Below are 18,987 nucleotides of genomic sequence, written 5' to 3'. Positions count from 1 at the left end.
CCCTTCTCAGTTCTCTTCCCAATCCCGGTAGGGAGAGCTGTAAATTTCCTTCCCCAGGGCGTCGCACACCGCGTTGAGCACCGCCGGATTGGAGGGCACCACGGCAGCCTCGCCGATGCTCTTGGCACCATAGGGGCCGTTGGGCTCATGGGCCTCAATGAAGTCCACCTGGATGCTGGGCATCTGGTCGGCGGTGAACATCTTGTACTTGCGGAAATTGTTGTACACGTTGCGACCGTTCTCGTCATACTTGAGTCCCTCGCACAGGGCGTAGCCCAGGCCCATCTGGATGCCGCCGTGGAGCTGGCCCTCAATGCCCATGCGGTTGATGACCTTGCCCACGTCGTGGACGGCCACGTAGTCGGTGACGGTCACCTTGCCCGTGGCCTTCTCCACCTTGACCCGGGCGAAGTGGGCGCCGTAGGCGGTGGGACCGTTGGGCATGGGATAGGTCTCGGAGCAGATGATCTCCCGCTTGGACTTATCCTGGGCATAGACCACCACGTCGCTGAGAGAGACCGTCTTGTCCGTGGCCTTGGAGTGGATTCCGCCGGGGACCAGCTCCAGGTCCTCCTCCTTCTCCTCCAGGAGAAGGGCGGCCTCCTTCACCAGCTCACGGCCCACCGACTCGGCGCACTTCTTGGCGGCGCTGGCCACCACGAAGATGCCGTGGCTGGAGTAGTCGCCCAGCTGCCAGGGACAGGCATCGGTATCGGCCTCCATGGTGGTGATGGACTCCAGGGGGATCTGGAGGGTGTTGGAGACCACCTGGGTCTGGGCCGTGACCGAGCCGTTGCCCATGTCGTGAGTGCCGGTGAAGTAGGTGCAGGTCCCGTCCTCGTTCATCTTGAGCATGACGCAGGCCTGATCCCGGTGTGCGCCGAAGCAGCCGCAGCCGTGGGCGCCCACCGCCATGCCGACGCCGATGGAGTATTTTCCGTCCTCATCGGAGAGAGGCTTCCAGTTGGCCATCAGTTCCACGCCCCGACGGACGCAGTCCTTGGGATGGGGGTTGCCCAGCTTGAAGCCCATGGGATCGCTGTCCTCCGGGTTGACCAGGTTCTTCATCTGGAAGTCCACCAGGGACATGCCCAGGGCCTTGGCGATCTTCTGGAACTGGCGCTGCTGGCCGAAGAAGGCCTGGGGAGAACCATAGCCGCGCATGGCGCCGGCGATGGGGGTGTTGGTGTACACCGGGATGCCGGTAAAGCGCATGTTGGGGATCTTGTAGACCTTGAATACCTTATGGCTCAGGGCGCCCAGCACGTTGAGGGCGCTGGTGGCATAGGCGCCGGTATTCGTGATGATGCGGATATCCTGGGCCACGATGGTGCCGTCGTTCTTCACGCCGGTCTTGAGGTAGACCACCGAGGCGTGGCGGGTGCGGGTGGAGTCGATGCAGGCCTGACGGGAGTAGGTCACCTTCACCGGACGGCCGGCCTTCATGGAGAGGAGGGCGGCCACCGGCTCCAGAGTCATCTCCAGCTTGCCGCCGAAGGCGCCGCCGATGGCGGGGGTCACCACCCGGATGCGGCTCATAGGCAGCTTGAAGATGCGGTGGAGGGCGATGCGGTAACCGAAGGTATTCTGGCAGGAGGTGTAGACCGTCAGCTTGCCGGAATAGTCGTAGTCGGCGATGGACACATGGGGCTCAATGGCGCAGTGGTGCACCGCCTGCGTGGTATACCGGTCCTCAAAGATGCGGTCGGCCTGGGCAAAGCCCTGCTCCAGATCACCGGCGTTGTGGACCATAGTGGTGATGGCGTTCTTGTCGCCGTGGATGGGGTAGGCCCCCTCCTGCACGGCCTCCTCCGGGTCCAGATAGACCGGCAGGGGCTCATATTCCACCTTGATGAGTCCCACGGCCTTCTTGGCGATGGCCTGGGTATCGGCGGCTACCGCCGCCACACGGTCGCCCACAAAGCGGACCGTGTCGTCAAAGACCCGCTCGGTGTCGGGGATCTGGTGCTCATAGAAGCGCACGGCGCTGTTGTACAGGGTATCGGGGGAATTCTTGTAGCACACCACGGCGCGCACGCCGGGCAGGGCCTCGGCCTCACTGGTATCAATGGACTTGATCTTGGCATGGGCCACCTTGCTGAACAGGACCTCGCCGTACAGCATCCCGTGGAGCTTCATGTCACCAACATACATCTTTCGGCCGGTCACCTTCAGCGCCGCGTCCCGAATGGGGGTACTCTCACCAATCCGGCTATAATCCTCCATATGTATTCATCTCCTCATCCGATTTACGGCCATCTGAGCTGCCCACGGCATCCTTTGACGTAGCCCGTACACGATTCACATAGCCTGGAGCCCGGTGCCGATGCCGCCGGTGCTCTCTGCACCGCCCGGTGGTTCCGACACTCAGGTATGCCCGGCGTACAGTAGCCGTTTTGTTTGCCTTGTGATTGAAAAATGCGTATAAAAAAGCAGGCGCTCCATCTTTTTTTGGATGGAGGCGCCTGCTTCCCTGTATTCTTCGTGCCAAACAAAGCTGCAGTTCCGCCTCCATCCAAACGGAGTGGTTCACATGCACGTCTTCATACACCCGCACCTTACCCTCACGGGCTCTCCCGGCGGCCAGGGTAGCAAGCACAATAGCTCTACCGCGCATAAGAGAGGGTCATACCTCGGTGTTCAGGTCACTTTGTCGGGACTTTGCGCTGCTCCTGGATGCTTAGTGCTCCAGCAGCTTGGGGGACTGCTCCTTCACCAGGGCGTCGAACTCCTTGGAAGCGGCGGCCCGCTTGGCGTTCTCGGCGGACTGCTCCTCCACGAAGCTGGTGAGCGCGTGGGTGGGGCAGACGTCGGCGCACAGGCCGCAGGAGCGGCACAGGGTGCGGTCCAGCTTCATCTCGGGGAACTCCACCTTGCGGGCGTTGTAGCAGCAGACGGTCTCGCAGCGGCCGCACTTGGTGCACTTGCCGGGCTCGTAGTGGAAGCCCATGTCGGTGATGTTCTCGGTGCTGGGGAAGTTGGGCAGGGCCACGCCCATGGCCTCCTGGATGGAGGAGAAGCCCAGCTGAGCCAGACGGTCGGAGAGCTGATAGCACATCTTCTCCACATAGTCCAGGCCCTTCAGGATGCCCACGGAGCAGATGCCCACGGCGTTACAGCCGATCATCAGGTACTCGATGGCGTCGTCCGCCTTCATCACGCCGCCGGTGCCGTACAGGTTCTTGTAGCCGGGGATGTTGCGGGTGATCTGGCTGTTGATGCGCATGGAGATGGGCTTGATGGGGGCGCCGGTCATCCAGCCGTAGCCGTCGTTGCTCATCATGACAGGGGCGCGCTTCTCCACATCGATCATCAGGGTGGGGCCGATGGAGTCGATGGCGCAGATGCCGTCGGCGCCGTGCTCATAGCACTTCTTGGCGGTAGCCGCCGCGTCGGGCCAGTTGCCGGAGAGCTTGCAGATCACGGGGATGTTCACGTGAGCCTTGGCGTAGTCCAGCATGGGCAGCAGGGTGTCCTCGGTGTAGGAGACCAGCTCGATGATGTGCGCGCCGGCCTTCTCCACGTCCTCCACGATGGCCTGAGCCTCCATGGGGGTGTGGCCCACGGAGCCGATGACGATGGCGCCCGCCTTGACGGCCTCGGGGATCTCCTTCTCATACCACTGGAAGCGGTCGGAGTCGGCCCACTTCTCGCAGTTCAGAATGGCCTCGTTGTTGATCTTGGCCATGTGGTGGGCGGGGTTGATGGCGGCGCCCAGGCGGATGGTCTTGGTGACCACAGCGCCCACGCCGGCCTGATAGGCACGGATCATGCCCTCGGAGCCATAGGTGAGGGGGCCGGAGCCTACGATAAAGGGACTCTGGAGGTCATAACCACAGAACTTGACGCCAATGGAGGCGCCTTTCACCTTTTCCTTATCAAACATCTATTTCTCCTCTTTTCTCCGTCAGATTAGCCTTTCTGATACTCTTTGGCCGCGTCCTCAAAGGCCTCCACCAGCTGCTGATATCCGGTGCAGCGGCACAGGTTGCCGGCAATGGCCATCTTGATCTCGTCGCGGGTGGGGTTGGGCTTCTTGTCCAGCAGCGCCTTGGCGCTCATCAGGAAGCCGGGGGTGCAGAATCCGCACTGGAGGGCGTGGTGGTCCAGCACAGCCTGCTGCACCGGGTCCAGCTTGCCGTTCTTGGCCAGCCCCTCCACGGTGGTGACATGCTTGCCCTCCACCGAGGCGGCCAGGACGATGCAGGAGTCCACAGCCTCCCCTTCCAGGATGACGGTGCAGGCACCGCACTCGCCCACGCCGCAGCCTTCCTTGGTGCCGGTGAGGCCGGCCACGTCGCGGATGACGTCCAGCAGGCGGGCGTTCTCGTCGATCTCCAGGGAGACCGGCTCCTCATTGAGGATAAAATTCAAAGTGATCTTCTTCATATCCATTTACCCCCTCAGTCCTCGGGCAGCCCGGCGGCACGGCACAGCGCGCGCTGGATGAGGGCCTCGATGACAGGCTTCTTGTACTCGGTGGACCAGCGGATGCCGGTACGGGCGATCATCTCCTCGGAGACGGCCTTGCCGGCCTCCTCGAAGAGAGCGGCGGAGGGAGCCTTGCCCACGATGAGGGCCTCGGCCTTCTCCACCCGGTCGGGGGTGGAGAACACACAGCCGGGAGCGATGCGGGCGGCGGCGATGACGCCGTTTTCCATCTTCAGAGCCACGGCAGCGTTCATACGGGAGATGGCCAGAGCCTTGCGGCGGCCCAGCTTGATGAACGCGGTGGAGTAGTCGTCGATCCGGTCGATGAGAATGCTGGTGACCATCTCATGGGGAGCCAGCTTGAGCTTGCCGGCCTTCTCCATGGCGTCCTTCACCATCACTTCCCGCTCTCCGTCCACGCTGACCACCACCAGGCGGGCGTTCAGCGCCACAAAGGGAGAGAGGGTGTCGGCCGCAGGGGAGGCGTTGCAGATGTTGCCGCCCACGGTGCCCTTGTTGCGGATCTGGGTGGAACCCACGGTGGAAGAGGCGATGGAGAGGAAGGGCACATGCTTGCGCAGGACCTCCGACTCGTTGACCTCGGTGTGGCTGGTCATGGCGCCGATGCGGATGGAGTCCTCCCGGACCTCAATGCCGCGCAGCTCGGGCAGCGCCTGCACATCCATCAGGTATTCCACGTCCTTCAGGCGGGAGGAACCCTCCCGCAGCTGCACCATCAGATCGGTGCCGCCGGCGTAAGGCTTAACCTTCTCGCCGTATTCCTTCAGATAGCCCAGAGCTTCCTTCAGGGTCTGGGGCTTCAGATAACTCAGCTTCTGCATGGTATCCCCCTTATCTCAGCTTCTTGCCCAGCAGCACCCGCTCCAGGTTGGCGGGATTCTCACGGATGCGCTTTCCGGTGGCGTTGTAGATGGCGTTGGCGATGGCGGCGCCCACCACCTCGGTGGCCGGCTCGCCGATGCTCTTGGCGCCAAAGGTGCCGCGGGGGTCGTCGCACTCGAAGATGTTCACGTCCATCTCGGGCATATCGGCCGCGGTGGGCACGATGTAGTTCTCAAAGTTCTGGTTGCGGACCTTGCCGTTGCTCACTTCCACTTCCTCGGTGGTGGCGTAGCCCTGGCCCATCAGGATGCCGCCGTAGATCTGGCCCATGACCAGAGCGGGGTTGACGGCGGTGCCCACGTCGTGGCTGGCGGTGACCTTCTGCACGTCCACGTAGCCGGTCTCCATATCCACTTCGATCTCAGCCACCACGCAGCCGTAGGCGTAGTTGGGGAAGGCGACGCCCTGTCCGGTGTGGTGATCCTGGATGCAGGCGGGGGGCATATACCACTCATAGGCGGCCATCTGGCGGCCGGTCCACAGAGAGGCGTTGCACACGTCCTTGAAGGCGACCTTCACGTCGGGCTTCTCAGTGGTGTGGAAGAAGCCGTCCTCCAGCACGATCTGCTCGATGCTCTTCACGTTCTCCTGGTCCTTGAAGAAGCCCAGAGCCAGGGCGTTGGCGCGCATGATCTCGTTGAGCTTGTAGCCCACCTTGCGGGTGGACTGGGAGCCCATCACGGTGCCGCGGGAGGCCACGGTCATGCCGGAGTCGGCGATGGCCTGGGTATCGGTGCCGTAGAAGCGGATGGCCTCGTAGGGCACGCCGATGGCCTCGGCAGCGATCTGGGCAAAGGCGGTCTTCAGGCCCTGGCCGTTCTCGGCAAGGCCGGTGTTGATGAGCACGGTGCCGTCCTCATTGGCGATAGCCATGGCGCCGGAGGCGTCGGGCGACTCGGCGCCCAGGCCGCAGCCGCGGTGGCCGATGGCGATGCCGATGCCCTTGCGCTTCTTGGTGGAGGTCTGGTGCTTATACTCCTCGTGCTTGCGCTGGTAGTCGGTCTTCTCTGCGGTGTAGTCCATGACTTCCTGCATGTTCACGTGGTCCAGCACAGTGCCGGTGGCATTGGTGGTGCCGTCCTTGAGGCAGTTGATGCGGCGGAACTCCAGGGGGTCCATGCCCAGCTCCTCGGCAATCTCCTCAATGAGCTGCTCCTGGCCCCAGATCAGCTGGGGAGAGCTGTAACCGCGCATGGCTCCGCCGTGGATGTTGTTGGTGAACACGCCGTAAGTATCAGTCTTGACGTTGGGGATGGTGTAGGCGCCGCAGCTGTGGATGCTGGCGCGGGAGTTCATGAACTGGGTCTGGTTGTTGTAGGCGCCGCAGTTGTCGATCTGGGTGCCCTCCCAGGCCACGATATGTCCGTCCTTCTTCACGCCCACCTTGTAGCGCAGCAGGAAGGGATGGCGCTTGGCGCTCTCCAGGAAGGACTCCTCCCGGGAGAAGGTCATCTTGACGGGGCGGCCCACCAGGCGGCACAGATAGGCGCAGCGGGCGGCCAGCATGCCGACGCCCTCCTCCTTACCGCCGAAGCTTCCGCCCAGGGTCTCCTGGAACACGCGCACGTCGTGCATGCCCACCCCCAGGATGTCGGCCACATAGCGGCGGGTAAAGAAGGGGTTCTGGCTGGAGGAGTGGACGGTCATCACGCCGTCAGCGGGATTCTGGATGCAGACCACGGCCTCGGGCTCGATGTAGGAGTGCTCGATGTACTGGGTCTCGTACTCCCGCTCGATGATGAGGTCGGCCTCGGCAAAGCCCTTCTCCACGTCGCCCTTGCGGATGGGGTAGATGGAGTCGGTAAAGACGTTGTCGGGATACTGCTCGTGCACCGCGGGGGCGCCGGGCTTGATGGCGTCGCGGATGGTGTAGACGCCGGGCAGATCCTCATACTCCACCTCGATGGCCTTGAGGGCCTCGTCCACCAGGGCCTTGGTCTCGGCACACACGATGGCCACCACGTCGCCGGCATATTTGACCTCTTTGGTCAGGTACATGTAGGGGGCGTTGCCCGCGCAGCTCTTGGGCTTGGGCATATCGTCCGCCGTCACCACGGCCAGCACGCCGGGAATGGCCTTGGCCTTCTCGGTGTCGATCCGGGTCACCTTGGCGTGGGAGCGGCCGCTGCGCAGGCAGCCGCCGTACACCATATCGACAAATTTCAGGTCCGCGGCGTAGTGCGCGCGTCCGGTCACCTTGTCGATACCGTCGATGCGGGGGACCGAGTGGTTGACAATTTTATAATTCTTCTTCAGCTCGCCTAACAGGGGCATGAAATCACCTTCCTCTTGCATGGAAATCCCATCCGGAACGGGACCTTTTCTCCGGTGTTAAAGGTACAGTCGGGTCGAAAAAGTCCGGATTACTTGAACTTCCAGAACTCCGCACAGGCCTGCCGCATGTCGGCGCGGGCCTTCTCAACGTCCAGCGTCGTGATAACGCCGTCCTTCTTGAGCTGCTTTCCGCCGACAAAGACGTTTTTCACGTCGGCGGGGTTCCGGTACAGGATCAGTTGGTCGTAAATATTCTTTTCGTTGATGGGCGTGGGCGTATCGTTCATGCTGACCGTGATCACGTCCGCCAGCATTCCCGGGGCAATACACCCCGTATTTTCCATGCCGAGGGCTTTGGCCCCCATATCCGTGGCCATCTGGTAGACCTGCCGGGCGCCCATCGCCTGTGGGTCCTGCCGATGTGCCTTGTGGATAAGAAATGCGCCGCGCATAACCTCGAAGAAATTATTGATGTAGCCGTCGGTGCCAATCCCAACCTTGACCCCGGCCTCCAGAAGCTCGGTGACCGGTGCGACTCCGCCGCCCACCTCGCAGTTGGACAGGGGCATGGTCACGGCACTGGCGCCGCTGCGGCCCAGGATGTCGATCTCCTCCTGGTTGACCTGTACGACCTGGGAGGCCAGGACATCGCTGTCCAGACAGCCCAGCTCATCATAGATGCACACAGGCTGCTTGCCGTAGTGCTCCTGGGTCCAGTTGGGTTCAAACACGCTCTCAGAGAGGTGCATATGGAATTTGGAGCCCAGCTCCTTTGCCATGGCGCGGGCCTTCTGCACATATTCCTTGGAGCAGGTAAAGAGGGTATGGATGCTCATCGCGCCCTTTACCAGAGGATCGTCGGCGTGATTCCGGATGAAATCCGCGTTCTCCTTCAGTCCAAGCTCTGCATTCTCGCTGCTCATCCGCTCGCAGGCCTCGAAGGTGAGGATGCCGCGCAGACCGGCCTCACGGATGACCTGAGCCTCCCGCTCCAGCGCGCCCGGAATGGCATTGGGCGCCTCCAGAATATCAAAGAAGGTGGTCACGCCGCTGTCGATCATCTCGACACTGGCCCAGCGGGTGGTGATCTCCGCCAGCTCCGGAGTGATCCGGTTCTCGATGTAGGGCCACCAGAAGTCGTCCAGGAAGCTGGAGAACTCGGTCACCACCGCATCGGTGCTGATGCCGCGGGAGAATACATTATACATATGGTTGTGCCCGTTGATGAAACCGGGCAGGATGACCTGGTCGGTAGCCTCGATCACCGTATCCTGCGCCTGAGCGCTCAGGGTCTCGTTGGGCCCCACTTCTGCAATGAGACCGTCCCTGAGCTTGACGCCCCATCCGGTCTTGAGACCTTCCTTCAGGAGCACTGCTCCGCCACGGATGATAGTTGCCGCTTCCATACATACACCCTTCCCGGCAGTCCCGGCGCCGAAACGTGTTCCGTTCTCTGGTAAACTCCCTGGTTTTCCCCAGACCGGTGAAAAAATGGCGACACATCTTGTCGCATGTGCCGCCATGTTTCGTTTCAGCGCACAGGCGCCTGTTTTTGAGTTCCTGCATCGCAGGGGAATGTTCCCCCCGCCCGCCGGCGCTGGGCCGGCGGGCGGAATGGGTCAATTGTGATTTGCCGAGGCTTAGCGGCGGCTGGCCACGTTGCCCATGGTCAGAGCCATCAGAGCCTTGATGGTGTGCATGCGGTTCTCGGCCTCGTCGTAGATGACGGACTGAGCGCTGTCGGCGACCTCGTCGGTGACCTCGATGCCGCGGTCAGCGGGCATGCAGTGCATGTAGATAGCGGTGTTCTTGGCCAGGCTCATGCGGCGGCTGTCGACGCACCAACCGGGATTGGCGTTGATCATCTCGACGCCGGTCTTCTCGTCGTCGCCCACGGCCATGATGGGGCCCCAGCCCTTGGCGTAGACCACGTCGGCGCCCTCGCAGGCAGCGTCCATGTCGTTGCAGACCTCGAACTTGGAGCCGTAGAACTCAGCGTTCTTGCGGGCGGTCTCCATGGCCTCGGGCATCAGCTCGAAGTCCTTGTTGGGCACAGCCAGGGTCACGTCCATGCCGAAGCGGGGCATCAGGGTGATCAGGGACTGAGCCATGGACAGGGGACGCATGTAGTTGCCGGCGGAGGTCCAGGAGATGACGAACTTGCGGCCCTTCAGCTCATTGTGGAACTTCTCCTTGATGGTGAACAGGTCGGCAATGGACTGAGTGGGGTGCCACAGGTCGCACTGCATGTTGTAGATGGGAATCTTGGAGTACTTAGCCAGCTTCTGCATGTAAGCATGGCCGCCCACCAGGGTGTTGCGCACGCCGATGCCGTGGCCCATGCGGGAGAGAACCTCGATGGTGTCCTGGGGGGTCTCGCCGTGGTCGATCTGAGTGGCCTTGGGGGTCAGGTAGTTGCCGTGGCCGCCCAGCTGGGTGATGCCGCACTCGAAAGCGTTACGGGTACGGGTGGACTCCTCGAAGAACAGCATGAACAGAGACTTGTTCTTCAGCAGCTCATCATACTTGTGGGTGTCCAGCAGGTTGTCCATCTTCAGAGCGGACGCCACGTCCATGAGGGTCTCCAGCTCCTCGTTCGTCCAATCCTGCTCACAGAGAAAATGCTTACCTTTGAGACCTGTCTGCATGATAAAAACCTCCCAAAAAATTTTTTCAAAAGTCTCTATATCTCTAGAATACTTTATGGTATAATCATACCAGCATCTCTCGAAAAAATCAAGGAGGAATTCACATGATTACAAAAAAAGAAGCGCTGGAAAAAATCAAGGAGTACGTGGCCTCTCAGGAAGAGGAAGTCATTCAGTTCCTGAAGGACTTCATCGCCATCGAGAGCGTCACCTACAACGAGGGAAAGGCCGTTGAATTTCTCGCCAATAAGATGAAGGAGTTCGGCTTCGACGAGGTCCGCATCGACAAGGTCGGCAACGTGGTTGGCCGCGTTGGCTCCGGCAAGACCGTCCTCCTCTACGATGCCCACATCGACACCGTGGAGCTGGGCGAGCCCGCCGACTGGGGCGGCATGAACCCCCTGGAGGCCCAGATGGAGGAGGGCAAGGTCCTCCGCGGCCGCGGCGCCGTGGACGACAAGGGCTGCCTGACCGGCATCACCTTCGCCGGCAAGGCCCTCAAGGCCCTGGGTCTGGATCAGGACTTCACCCTGTGGGTGTCCGGCTCCCTGTCCGAGGAGGACGTGGAGGGCTCCTGCGTGAAGGCTATGACCGAGGAGAACCCCGACATTAAGCCCGACTTCGTGCTGGTGGCCGAGGCCTCCGAGGGCCGCGTGATCCGTGGTCACAAGGGCCGCGCCCTCATCAAGATCACCGTTCCCGGCAAGTGCGCCCACGCCTCCACCGCTTGGCGCGGCGACAACGCCCTGATCAAGGCTCTGCCCATCATGGAGCGCGTGGACAAGTTCCAGGACTTCGTGGAGGATCCCTTCCTGGGTAAGGGCTCCATCGAGGTGACCAAGGTCGACTGTAAGACCCCCTCCCTGAACACCATCCCCGGTGAGGCCGTCATCACCTGCGACCGCCGCATCTCCTGCGGTGAGTCCATCGACGACCTGCTGGCCGAGGTCTCCCAGTTCTATAAGGATATCCCCGGCGTCACCGCTGCCATCGACACCGAGAAGGTCCAGACCTACACGGGCTATGACATCACCTGCGTGGACTACTTCCCCTCCTGGGTGCTGCCCGAGGATCATCCCCTGATCCAGTCCGGCGTGGATGCCTACACTGAGCTGTGGGGCGAGAAGCCCGTGGTCGGCTCCTGGGAGTTCTGCACCAACGCCACCCACCTGTGCGGCCGCATGGGCGTGCCCGCCATCGGCTACGGCCCCGGCGACGGCTCCCTGTGCCACTCCACTCAGGACAAGATGCCCATCGATGAGCTGATGAAGGCCATTTCCTTCTACGCTTCCCTGCCCCTGTTCGTTCCCAAGAAGGGCTAATTTACATCCCCTGTCCGGGGGGCGCGGTCCAAGCGGCCGCGCCCCCCGGCTTTTTGCTGTGCAGAAGCACGGCAGCATTGCCATGTGCCGCCTCTGGCAGCACGGCACGAAGTTTCTTTCTCTTGCCGGCCGGTATCCTTTCTTTTATAATAGAGTGAACTTTGACCGGGCGCTCCAGCCGCCGGATCGGGAGGTAATGCCATGCTCACACCTGTCCTGGACCCAAATGCTTCTCAGCCCCTGTATGAACAGATCTACCGCCATATCCGCCGGGAGATCGAAGGGGGCGCTCTCCGCCCCGGGGAGCGCCTCCCCTCCAAGCGCGCCCTGGCCGCCCACCTGAAGGTGGGGGTCATCACGGTGGAAAACGCCTATGAACAGCTGCTGGCCGAGGGCTACGTGTACACCCAGGCCAAGCGGGGCTTCTTTGTCCAGTCCCAGGAGACCGAGCGTCCCCTTTCCCCGGCCGCTCCCTCTGCGCCCGCCCCACCCGCGCCTGCGGAGGTGTCCCCTCTTCCCTATGACTTTTCCACCAACGCCGTGGACACGGAGCACTTCCCCTTCTCCACCTGGGCCCGTCTGATGCGGGAGGTCCTCAGCGAGGAGGACAGCGCCCTCCTCTCCTCCCCCCACCCCCAGGGCGTGCCGGCGCTGCGCGCGGCCATCGTGCGCTACCTCCACGACTTCCGGGGCATCGACGTCCACCCGGACCAGATCGTGGTGGGGGCCGGCGCGGAATATCTCACCACCCTGCTCTTCCAGCTCCTGGGCCGGGGCGGAGGATGGGCGGTGGAGGACCCCGGCTACCGGAAGGTCCAGCGCATCCTCTCCCACACCGGCGCGCTGGTCTGCCCCATTCCGCTGGATCGGGAGGGCCTGCGCACCGACGCCCTGCGCTGGTCGGGCGCCCGGGTGGTCCACGTCACCCCCTCCCACCATTTTCCCCTGGGCACCGTTATGTCCATGCCCCGGCGGGAGGCCCTCCTCCGCTGGGCCGGAGAGCAGCCCGACCGGTATATCATCGAGGACGACTACGACAGCGAGTTCCGCTTTGACGGCCGCCCCGTCCCCGCCCTCCAGAGCCTGGACAAGAATGAACGGGTCATCTACCTCAACACCTTTGCCAAGAGTTTGGCCCCCTCTCTCCGTATCGGATATATGGTCCTTCCGCCCCATCTGATCCGGCGCTATCGGGAGGAATTCCGGCTCTACTCCTCCACGGTCCCCTCCTTTGAACAGTACACCCTGGCCCGTTTTCTGGAGCGGGGCCACTTCGAGCGCCACATCCGCCGCATGCGGACCATCTACTGCCAGCGCCGGGATGCCCTGCTGGCGGCGGCGAAGGGGGCCGGGCTCCTGGCGTGGGGCTCCTTCGCCGGCATGGAGGCCGGGCTCCACCTGCTCTTTCGGGTGTCCTCCCCCGTTCCGGAGGGTGCTCTGGTAGAGGCCGCGGCGGAGGCCGGGGTGGGGGTCTCCCCGCTCAGCGCCTACTCCATTACGCCCCCGGATACACCCGGCCCCGTCCTGGTCCTGGGCTATGGACGGCTGGACCCCGCCGACATGGTCCCCGCCATGGAGCGGCTGGCCGCGGCCTGGCGGCCCTTCTTTTCTCCCGGCAGCCCCTCCGGGCGCCGCACCTCTTCGTCCTCCCTCCCATAGTATGGTGCAGGCGGGTCCTTCCCGCCGTACTCTGATATGGGGGAATCTCGTTATGTGCTGCTATCGAAACAACGCGCTTCGTTCCTGTTCCCGCTGCTCCTGCTGCTCGGGCTGCTGTGGCTGCTCCTGCGGCGGCGGCTCCGCCCGTTCCAATGGCTGCGGCTGCTCCAGCTCCACCAGCTCGGCCTCCTGCTCCGGCTGGAACCGCAGTTCCGGCTCCGGCTACGCCTCTTCCTACTGGGTGTCGGTCCCCTCGTTCCTCTGCGGCAGCGGATGCGCCCAGGCCGAGGAAGCCCGCAGCTGTGGGTGGGCCCTGGCCGAGGCGGCCCGCAGCTGCGGATGGGAGCTGGCAGAGGAAATCCGAAGCTGCTGTGACTGATCCTGGTCTTGATCCACCGATATGCCGTCCTTATGGACGGCATACTTACCCCATATCAAAGAGAGAGCGCCGCAGGGAGGAATCCCTGCGGCGCTTCTATTATTTATGATACGCCGCCCTTCCCGCTCTCCATGGCAGCCTCCAGCTTTTTGAGGGCCTTCTTTTCGATGCGGGATACATAGGAGCGGCTGATGCCGCACTGCGCGGCCACCTCCCGCTGGGTCAGGGGGTGGCTGCGGGCCAGCCCATAGCGCATCCGGATGACCATTGCCTCCCGCTCGTCCAGGCACTGCTCCACGCAGGCGCGGACCTTTGCGCAGGCATCCCGGGTGTCCAGCTCCTCCAGCATATTGTCATCCACCCGGATGGTGTCCAAAATGGAGAGGGAATTGCTGTCGCCGTCCCCATCCAGCGTGTCCGACAGGGAGACCTCCCCCTGCAGCTTGCGCTGGGAGCGAAAATACATCAGGATCTCATTTTCAATGCATCGGCTGGCATAGGTGGCAAGGCGCACCTTCTTGTCCGGCTTGAAGGTGGTGATGCCCTTGATGAGTCCGATCGTTCCGATGGAGATCAGGTCGTCCTGATCCCCGTTGGGGGTATAGTACTTTTTCACGATGTGGGCCACCAGGCGCAGGTTGTGCTCGATCAGCCGGTTGCGGGCCTCCAGATCTCCCGCCGCCATCCGCTCCAGACATTCCTGCTCCTCCTCCGCCTTCAGAGGTCTGGGAAAGGACCCTCCCTCTCCTCCCGAAAGCCGAAGCGTGAGAAACAGCCCGTTGAGTATCAGGGCAATCCATGCCGGGATCATGCTTCATTCCTCCCTTTCCGTCACAATGCGTATGGGCTCCATCCCATCCTATTCCCCCGGTGCAAGTCCCTATGTATCGCCCTGATATGCAAGAACTAATTTTGACAAAATATCTCTTTCCCTTTTATTCGAAACAGAAATTTTTTCTTCCCACCCCCCTCCGAGCATTTACGCTGTGCAAAAAGACGTATATAATAAAAAAAGACACGCTGAATTTTGTTTTGATTTGGAGAATTGAGGGGGCCACCGCAAATGGGGATCACAGACATCATTACCATGCTGGGCGCCATTGCCACATTCCTGTTCGGAATGTCCACGATGACCGACGGTCTGGAAAAACTGTCCAGCGGACGTTTGGAGTCCATTCTGGAGCGTCTGACCAGCAACGTCTGGAAGGGCGTTCTTCTGGGGGCGCTGGTCACCGGACTCATCCAGAGCTCGGCCGCCACCACCGTCATGTGCGTGGGCTTCGTCAACGCCGGCATCATGAAGCTCCGGCAGACCGTGGGCATCATCATGGGCGCGAATATCGGCACCACAGTCACCGCCCAGCTGCTCCGTCTGGGTGATCTCTCCTCCGATCAGCCCCTCCTGCTCCTGCTGAAGCCGGCCACCCTGGGTCCCATCCTGGCGGTGATCGGCATTCTCTTCTACATGTTCCTCCGGGGCGGACGGAAAAAGATCATCGGGCAGATCATTCTGGGTCTGGGCCTCCTCTTTATTGGAATGAAAACCCTGGAGGGCGCAGTGGCTCCCCTTCAGGACCTGCCGGAATTCCAGGAGCTCTTCGTGGCCTTCTCCAATCCCTTCCTGGGCGTCCTGGTAGGCGCGCTGGTCACCGCCCTGATCCAGAGCTCCTCCGCCTCCATGGGCATTTTGCAGGCCATGACCTCCACCGGTGTGGTGACCTTTCACATCGCCATCCCCCTCATCATGGGACAGAACATCGGCACCTGCGTCACCGCCCTGCTCTCCGGCATCGGCGCCAGCAAAAATGCCAAGCGCACCGCCTGCATCCACCTGCTCTTCAATGTGATCGGCACCCTCTTCTTCCTCATCCTGCTGTACGGCTGCAACGCCCTGTTCCACTTCTCCTTCTGGACCGCCCAGATGGACCGGGGCAGCATCGCCAACCTCCACCTGGCCTTCAATGTGGGCTGTACCCTCCTCCTCCTGCCCTTCAACGGCCTGCTGGTCACCCTGGTGGAGCGGCTCATCCCCGGCGATACCGACCAGAAGGAGGTCTCCGTGCTGGATGAGCGCTTCCTCTCCACCCCCTCCCTGGCCCTGGAAAAGTCCCACGATACCGTGGTGCAGATGGGCCATTTCGCCCTGGAAAACTACCGCTTGTCGGTGGAGCTCCTCAACCATTTTGACTCCAAAAAGTTAGAGCGCCTCCAGGAGACCGAGGCCGCTCTGGACAAGCTGGAGGGCCTGCTGGACAACTACCTGGTCCGCCTGAGCGACCGCTCCTCCCTCTCCCCGGAGGACAGCGCCAAGGTCTCGGAGCTGCTCCACACCCTGTCCGATTTTGAGCGCATCGGCGACTATGCGGTCAATCTCTCCGACTGCGCCGTCCTCCTCCACGACCGTGGGATCGTCTTTTCGCCCTCGGCCAAGCAGGAGCTGCGCCTCATGACCTCCGCGGTGGAGGAGACCATCGTCCGCGCGCTGGAGTGCTACACCAAGCGCTCCCACGATCTGGCCATGGAGGTGGAGCCCATCGAAGAGGTGGTGGACCTCCTGCGGGACGAGCTGCGCAGCCGCCACATCGAGCGCCTGAAAAACGGCGAGTGCACCGTGGAGCTGGGCAGCCAGTTCCTGGAGCTGCTCATCAGCCTGGAGCGCATCTCCGACCACTGCTCCAACATCGCCCTCTACATCGTCCGGGAGACCTCCCCCGCCGACGCGCTCATCCGGACCGACTCCCACGCCTATATGCACGCCCTGCACCACGGTGAGGACCAGGAGTTTGACGCCATGTTCCAGGAGTACCGCCAGAAATACTACGCGCCCCTGGAGGCCGCGCCCCTCACCTCGCGCTGAGTCAACCAGACAAAAAGAGCCGGGATCGCAATCGATCCCGGCTCTTTTCATACATATTCGATTTTACATCAGCTTTACGGTGTAGTAGACCGCCATGGCCAGGAGCCACACGATGAGCACCCCGTACAGGAGCATCATCGGCCCCATCACCAGGCCGATCACCTGGATGAGGGCCACCACCAGGCAGGTGGCGTAAAGCATGGTGTAGTTGGCGTCCTTGGGCAGGAGCACCATGCGCTTGTCGCCCCGCTGGAACACGCCGTTACGCTCCTGAAGCAGATGAGACGTGACCGCCACGGCTACCAGGAAGAGGATCTCCACCGCCAGATACCCGTAGACCTCCATCGGATGGGCCAGACGGCGGTTGAGCAGCCACAGGCCCAGCAGCCCGGCACCGCTCATCAGGGACATGACGAAAAATTCCCGCTGATAGAGGTAGTAGATCAGGGCCAGCACCGCCAGACAGGGCACACCCACATACAGGGCCTTGACACCCGTCTTGTCGTAAAAATGCACGATCAGGGCGCAGGCCGCCAGAACTCCGGCTATGGTGGTCAGCACCTGGGGCATCACCCGACGGGACCCCTTCTTCCAGGAAGTCACCCACCAGGCCAGACAGCCCAGGAAACAGACCGGAAGGACCACCGCCAGCACGCTGAACACGTTCCGCAGCGCCATGGCGATCTCGATATCTTTTACCTGATAATTGACATAATAGCGATTGAGGAGCAAAAGCAGAGCCTCCAGCACGACCGAACCGCCGATCCAGATGAGGACCCGGTTCATGGCCGCTTCCTCCTGCTTGGCCCGCTCCGCTCGTTCTCTCTTATCCATGTATTCATCTCCTGTGCTATGCAGCATTCGTCTCGCATTCGTATATTTTAGCAGATTACAGCCCCTTTTGCAACAAGAAAAACCCCCGGATTCCCAAGTGCGCTCTTTACCCATCCTGTTTTTCTGTGCTAAAATAGAGCCGGTTCTCTTCTTCTGTTTTCCAGAATCTATCCCATAGGAGTTTATTTTTTATGTCAAGTCGTGCCATCCCCACCTTTTTCCTGCTCTCCGCGCTTCTGCTCTCCTCCTGCGCCCTCCCCGGCGGAGAGACCTCCGCCGCAGAGCCGGCCCAGCGGCAATTTTTTGCCATGAACACCCTGATGACCCTCCAGATCACCGGCGAGGAGGCCGAGGACGCCCTCTCTGCCGCGGTGGAAGAGGTCAACCGGCTGGACCGGCTCTTCTCCCGCAGTCAGTCCGAGAGCGACATCGCCCGCCTCAACGCCCACGCCGGGGACGGAACCGACGTCCCCCTCTCTCCCGAGACCACGGAGCTGCTCTCCCTGGCGCTGGAGGAGACGTCGGCCACCGCCGGCGCCTTTGACGTGACCGTGGCTCCGGTGATCGACGCCTGGGGCTTCGGCACCGGGGACGCCGGGCAGTACCGCCTCCCCTCGGAAGGGGAGCTGGAGGCCCTCCTGCCCCTGGTGGACAGCGCCGCTCTCCACGTGGATACCGCCGGGAACACCGCCCGGCTGGACCGCTCCGGCATGGAGGTGGATCTGGGCGGCATCGCCAAGGGGTATACCGCCGACCGGCTGGTGGAGCTGCTGGGGGAGTACGACGTCTCCTCCGCCCTGCTGAATCTGGGCTCCAGCACCATCACCCTGGTGGGGAACAATCCCTCCGGCCAGCCCTGGCGGGTGGCCCTCAAGGACCCCCAGGACGAGGAGCAGCAGATCCTGCTTCTCTCCCTGTCCGACCAGGCCCTGTCCACCTCGGGGGCCTATGAGCAGCACTTTGAGGAGAACGGCGTCACCTACCACCACATTCTGGACCCCCGGACCGGCTATCCCGCCCAGACCGGCATCCTCTCGGTCACGGTGGTCTCCGACAACGGCGCCCGGGCCGACGCCCTCTCCACCGCTCTGTTCGTGGCCGGGCCGGAGCAGGCGCTGGAGCTCTGGCGGGCGGACAACTCCTTTGAGTGCGTGCTCTGCCTGGAGGACGGACGCATCCTGATCACCCAGGGACTGGAGGACCAGTTCCTGTACAATGAGGAGGACTCCCATGGCTACACCTGCGAGATCGTCCGCCGCTGACCGCCTCCGCCCCGCTCCGGGGGACGCTCTGGTGGTCCTGCTGGTCCTGTGCGCTGCGCTGGCGCTGCTCTGGCTGCTCCGTCCCGCCCCGGCCGGGGAGCTGACGGTGGAGGTCCGGCTGGACGGCACCCTGATCGGCTCCTATCCTCTGGAGGAGGCCGACGCCCCCGTCTATGTGGACGTGAACGCCCCCTGGCCCCTTACGCTGGAACTGGACGGCCGCCGGGTCCGTATCTCCCACAGCGACTGTCCCAGCCAGGACTGTGTCCACACCGGCTGGATCGACGAGGCCGGAGAGCAGATCATCTGTCTTCCCAACAAGCTCATTATCTCCCTGGTAGGAGAACAAGATACGCAGTCAAAAGACTTTGACGTGATCGTTGGGTAAAAAGTTCCATCAACACGCCATTTTTCCCCG

At 62.4% G+C, this 18,987-nt stretch carries 15 protein-coding genes; 6 read left to right on the top strand and 9 right to left on the bottom strand.

Going from position 1 to position 18,987, the window contains the following annotated elements; genetic code table 11:
- Window positions 1-6: 6 nt before the first annotated feature.
- The 7 genes from INF37_RS06850 to INF37_RS06820 form a co-directional block, all read right to left on the bottom strand.
- Complete coding sequence (locus tag INF37_RS06850) at window positions 7-2,226, bottom strand: xanthine dehydrogenase family protein molybdopterin-binding subunit (protein WP_193537281.1); 2,220 nt, start codon at window positions 2,224-2,226, stop codon at window positions 7-9.
- A gap of 454 nt (window positions 2,227-2,680) precedes the next feature.
- Window positions 2,681-3,886: a 4Fe-4S binding protein gene (locus INF37_RS06845; protein ID WP_101691904.1), complete on the bottom strand. Its 1,206-nt coding sequence runs from the start codon at window positions 3,884-3,886 to the stop codon at window positions 2,681-2,683.
- A 26-nt stretch (window positions 3,887-3,912) separates the two neighbouring features.
- Window positions 3,913-4,389, bottom strand: coding sequence for a (2Fe-2S)-binding protein (locus INF37_RS06840; RefSeq protein WP_101691903.1), 477 nt, complete (start codon window positions 4,387-4,389; stop codon window positions 3,913-3,915).
- Window positions 4,390-4,403: 14 nt separating this feature from the next.
- Window positions 4,404-5,273, bottom strand: coding sequence for an FAD binding domain-containing protein (locus INF37_RS06835; protein ID WP_186963363.1), 870 nt, complete (start codon window positions 5,271-5,273; stop codon window positions 4,404-4,406).
- Window positions 5,274-5,283: 10 nt separating this feature from the next.
- The gene (locus INF37_RS06830) at window positions 5,284-7,608 is read right to left on the bottom strand and encodes a xanthine dehydrogenase family protein molybdopterin-binding subunit (protein WP_101691901.1); all 2,325 of its coding nucleotides are present in this window, start codon (window positions 7,606-7,608) and stop codon (window positions 5,284-5,286) included.
- A gap of 89 nt (window positions 7,609-7,697) precedes the next feature.
- Window positions 7,698-9,014, bottom strand: coding sequence for an amidohydrolase family protein (locus INF37_RS06825; RefSeq protein ID WP_193537279.1), 1,317 nt, complete (start codon window positions 9,012-9,014; stop codon window positions 7,698-7,700).
- 234 nt (window positions 9,015-9,248) lie between these two features.
- The gene (locus tag INF37_RS06820; protein ID WP_101691899.1) at window positions 9,249-10,256 is read right to left on the bottom strand and encodes an ornithine carbamoyltransferase; all 1,008 of its coding nucleotides are present in this window, start codon (window positions 10,254-10,256) and stop codon (window positions 9,249-9,251) included.
- A 104-nt stretch (window positions 10,257-10,360) separates the two neighbouring features.
- Here INF37_RS06820 and INF37_RS06815 point away from each other — a divergent pair, with 104 nt between their 5' ends.
- The 3 genes from INF37_RS06815 (at window position 10,361) to INF37_RS06805 (ending at window position 13,616) form a co-directional block, all read left to right on the top strand.
- Window positions 10,361-11,578: a YgeY family selenium metabolism-linked hydrolase gene (locus INF37_RS06815; RefSeq protein ID WP_101691898.1), complete on the top strand. Its 1,218-nt coding sequence runs from the start codon at window positions 10,361-10,363 to the stop codon at window positions 11,576-11,578.
- A gap of 201 nt (window positions 11,579-11,779) precedes the next feature.
- Window positions 11,780-13,237: a MocR-like pyridoxine biosynthesis transcription factor PdxR gene (gene pdxR / locus INF37_RS06810; protein WP_193537277.1), complete on the top strand. Its 1,458-nt coding sequence runs from the start codon at window positions 11,780-11,782 to the stop codon at window positions 13,235-13,237.
- 52 nt (window positions 13,238-13,289) lie between these two features.
- Window positions 13,290-13,616 carry a hypothetical protein gene (locus tag INF37_RS06805; RefSeq protein WP_193537275.1) on the top strand — a complete coding sequence of 109 codons (327 nt, stop codon included), beginning with the start codon at window positions 13,290-13,292 and terminating at the stop codon, window positions 13,614-13,616.
- A 103-nt stretch (window positions 13,617-13,719) separates the two neighbouring features.
- Here INF37_RS06805 and sigK read toward each other — a convergent pair whose 3' ends face one another.
- The gene (gene sigK / locus INF37_RS06800; RefSeq protein WP_193537273.1) at window positions 13,720-14,427 is read right to left on the bottom strand and encodes an RNA polymerase sporulation sigma factor SigK; all 708 of its coding nucleotides are present in this window, start codon (window positions 14,425-14,427) and stop codon (window positions 13,720-13,722) included.
- A 252-nt stretch (window positions 14,428-14,679) separates the two neighbouring features.
- Between sigK and INF37_RS06795 the strand changes: the two genes are divergently transcribed.
- Complete coding sequence (locus INF37_RS06795; protein ID WP_235964248.1) at window positions 14,680-16,473, top strand: Na/Pi cotransporter family protein; 1,794 nt, start codon at window positions 14,680-14,682, stop codon at window positions 16,471-16,473.
- Window positions 16,474-16,536: 63 nt separating this feature from the next.
- On the opposite strand, the gene INF37_RS06790 is transcribed toward INF37_RS06795, so the two are convergent.
- Window positions 16,537-17,307 carry a hypothetical protein gene (locus INF37_RS06790; protein WP_193537270.1) on the bottom strand — a complete coding sequence of 257 codons (771 nt, stop codon included), beginning with the start codon at window positions 17,305-17,307 and terminating at the stop codon, window positions 16,537-16,539.
- 191 nt (window positions 17,308-17,498) lie between these two features.
- Here INF37_RS06790 and INF37_RS06785 point away from each other — a divergent pair, with 191 nt between their 5' ends.
- Both INF37_RS06785 and INF37_RS06780 read left to right on the top strand, forming a co-directional pair.
- On the top strand, window positions 17,499-18,569 hold the full coding sequence (locus INF37_RS06785) for an FAD:protein FMN transferase (RefSeq protein WP_186963384.1): 1,071 nt from the start codon (window positions 17,499-17,501) through the stop codon (window positions 18,567-18,569).
- Window positions 18,538-18,957: a NusG domain II-containing protein gene (locus INF37_RS06780; RefSeq protein WP_101691871.1), complete on the top strand. Its 420-nt coding sequence runs from the start codon at window positions 18,538-18,540 to the stop codon at window positions 18,955-18,957. Before INF37_RS06785 ends, INF37_RS06780 begins: the two co-directional genes overlap by 32 nt.
- Window positions 18,958-18,987: the final 30 nt, after the last annotated feature.

Origin of the sequence: Pseudoflavonifractor gallinarum (assembly GCF_014982855.1) — a bacterium.
Taxonomy (GTDB): Bacteria; Bacillota; Clostridia; order Oscillospirales; family Oscillospiraceae; genus Pseudoflavonifractor_A; species Pseudoflavonifractor_A gallinarum.
The sequence above is the reverse complement of the archived record's forward strand: the minus strand, read 5'-3'. Positions and strand labels throughout refer to the sequence as shown.

What these genes read in the sequence shown, in the direction of transcription:
- INF37_RS06850 (WP_193537281.1), bottom strand. Translation starts at nt 2,226, where the DNA reads ATGGAGGATTATAGCCGGATTGGTGAGAGTACCCCCATTCGGGACGCG.
- INF37_RS06845 (WP_101691904.1), bottom strand. Translation starts at nt 3,886, where the DNA reads ATGTTTGATAAGGAAAAGGTGAAAGGCGCCTCCATTGGCGTCAAGTTC.
- INF37_RS06840 (WP_101691903.1), bottom strand. Translation starts at nt 4,389, where the DNA reads ATGAAGAAGATCACTTTGAATTTTATCCTCAATGAGGAGCCGGTCTCC.
- INF37_RS06835 (WP_186963363.1), bottom strand. Translation starts at nt 5,273, where the DNA reads ATGCAGAAGCTGAGTTATCTGAAGCCCCAGACCCTGAAGGAAGCTCTG.
- INF37_RS06830 (WP_101691901.1), bottom strand. Translation starts at nt 7,608, where the DNA reads ATGCCCCTGTTAGGCGAGCTGAAGAAGAATTATAAAATTGTCAACCAC.
- INF37_RS06825 (WP_193537279.1), bottom strand. Translation starts at nt 9,014, where the DNA reads ATGGAAGCGGCAACTATCATCCGTGGCGGAGCAGTGCTCCTGAAGGAA.
- INF37_RS06820 (WP_101691899.1), bottom strand. Translation starts at nt 10,256, where the DNA reads ATGCAGACAGGTCTCAAAGGTAAGCATTTTCTCTGTGAGCAGGATTGG.
- INF37_RS06815 (WP_101691898.1), top strand. Translation starts at nt 10,361, where the DNA reads ATGATTACAAAAAAAGAAGCGCTGGAAAAAATCAAGGAGTACGTGGCC.
- pdxR (WP_193537277.1), top strand. Translation starts at nt 11,780, where the DNA reads ATGCTCACACCTGTCCTGGACCCAAATGCTTCTCAGCCCCTGTATGAA.
- INF37_RS06805 (WP_193537275.1), top strand. Translation starts at nt 13,290, where the DNA reads ATGTGCTGCTATCGAAACAACGCGCTTCGTTCCTGTTCCCGCTGCTCC.
- sigK (WP_193537273.1), bottom strand. Translation starts at nt 14,427, where the DNA reads ATGATCCCGGCATGGATTGCCCTGATACTCAACGGGCTGTTTCTCACG.
- INF37_RS06795 (WP_235964248.1), top strand. Translation starts at nt 14,680, where the DNA reads ATGGGGATCACAGACATCATTACCATGCTGGGCGCCATTGCCACATTC.
- INF37_RS06790 (WP_193537270.1), bottom strand. Translation starts at nt 17,307, where the DNA reads ATGGATAAGAGAGAACGAGCGGAGCGGGCCAAGCAGGAGGAAGCGGCC.
- INF37_RS06785 (WP_186963384.1), top strand. Translation starts at nt 17,499, where the DNA reads ATGTCAAGTCGTGCCATCCCCACCTTTTTCCTGCTCTCCGCGCTTCTG.
- INF37_RS06780 (WP_101691871.1), top strand. Translation starts at nt 18,538, where the DNA reads ATGGCTACACCTGCGAGATCGTCCGCCGCTGACCGCCTCCGCCCCGCT.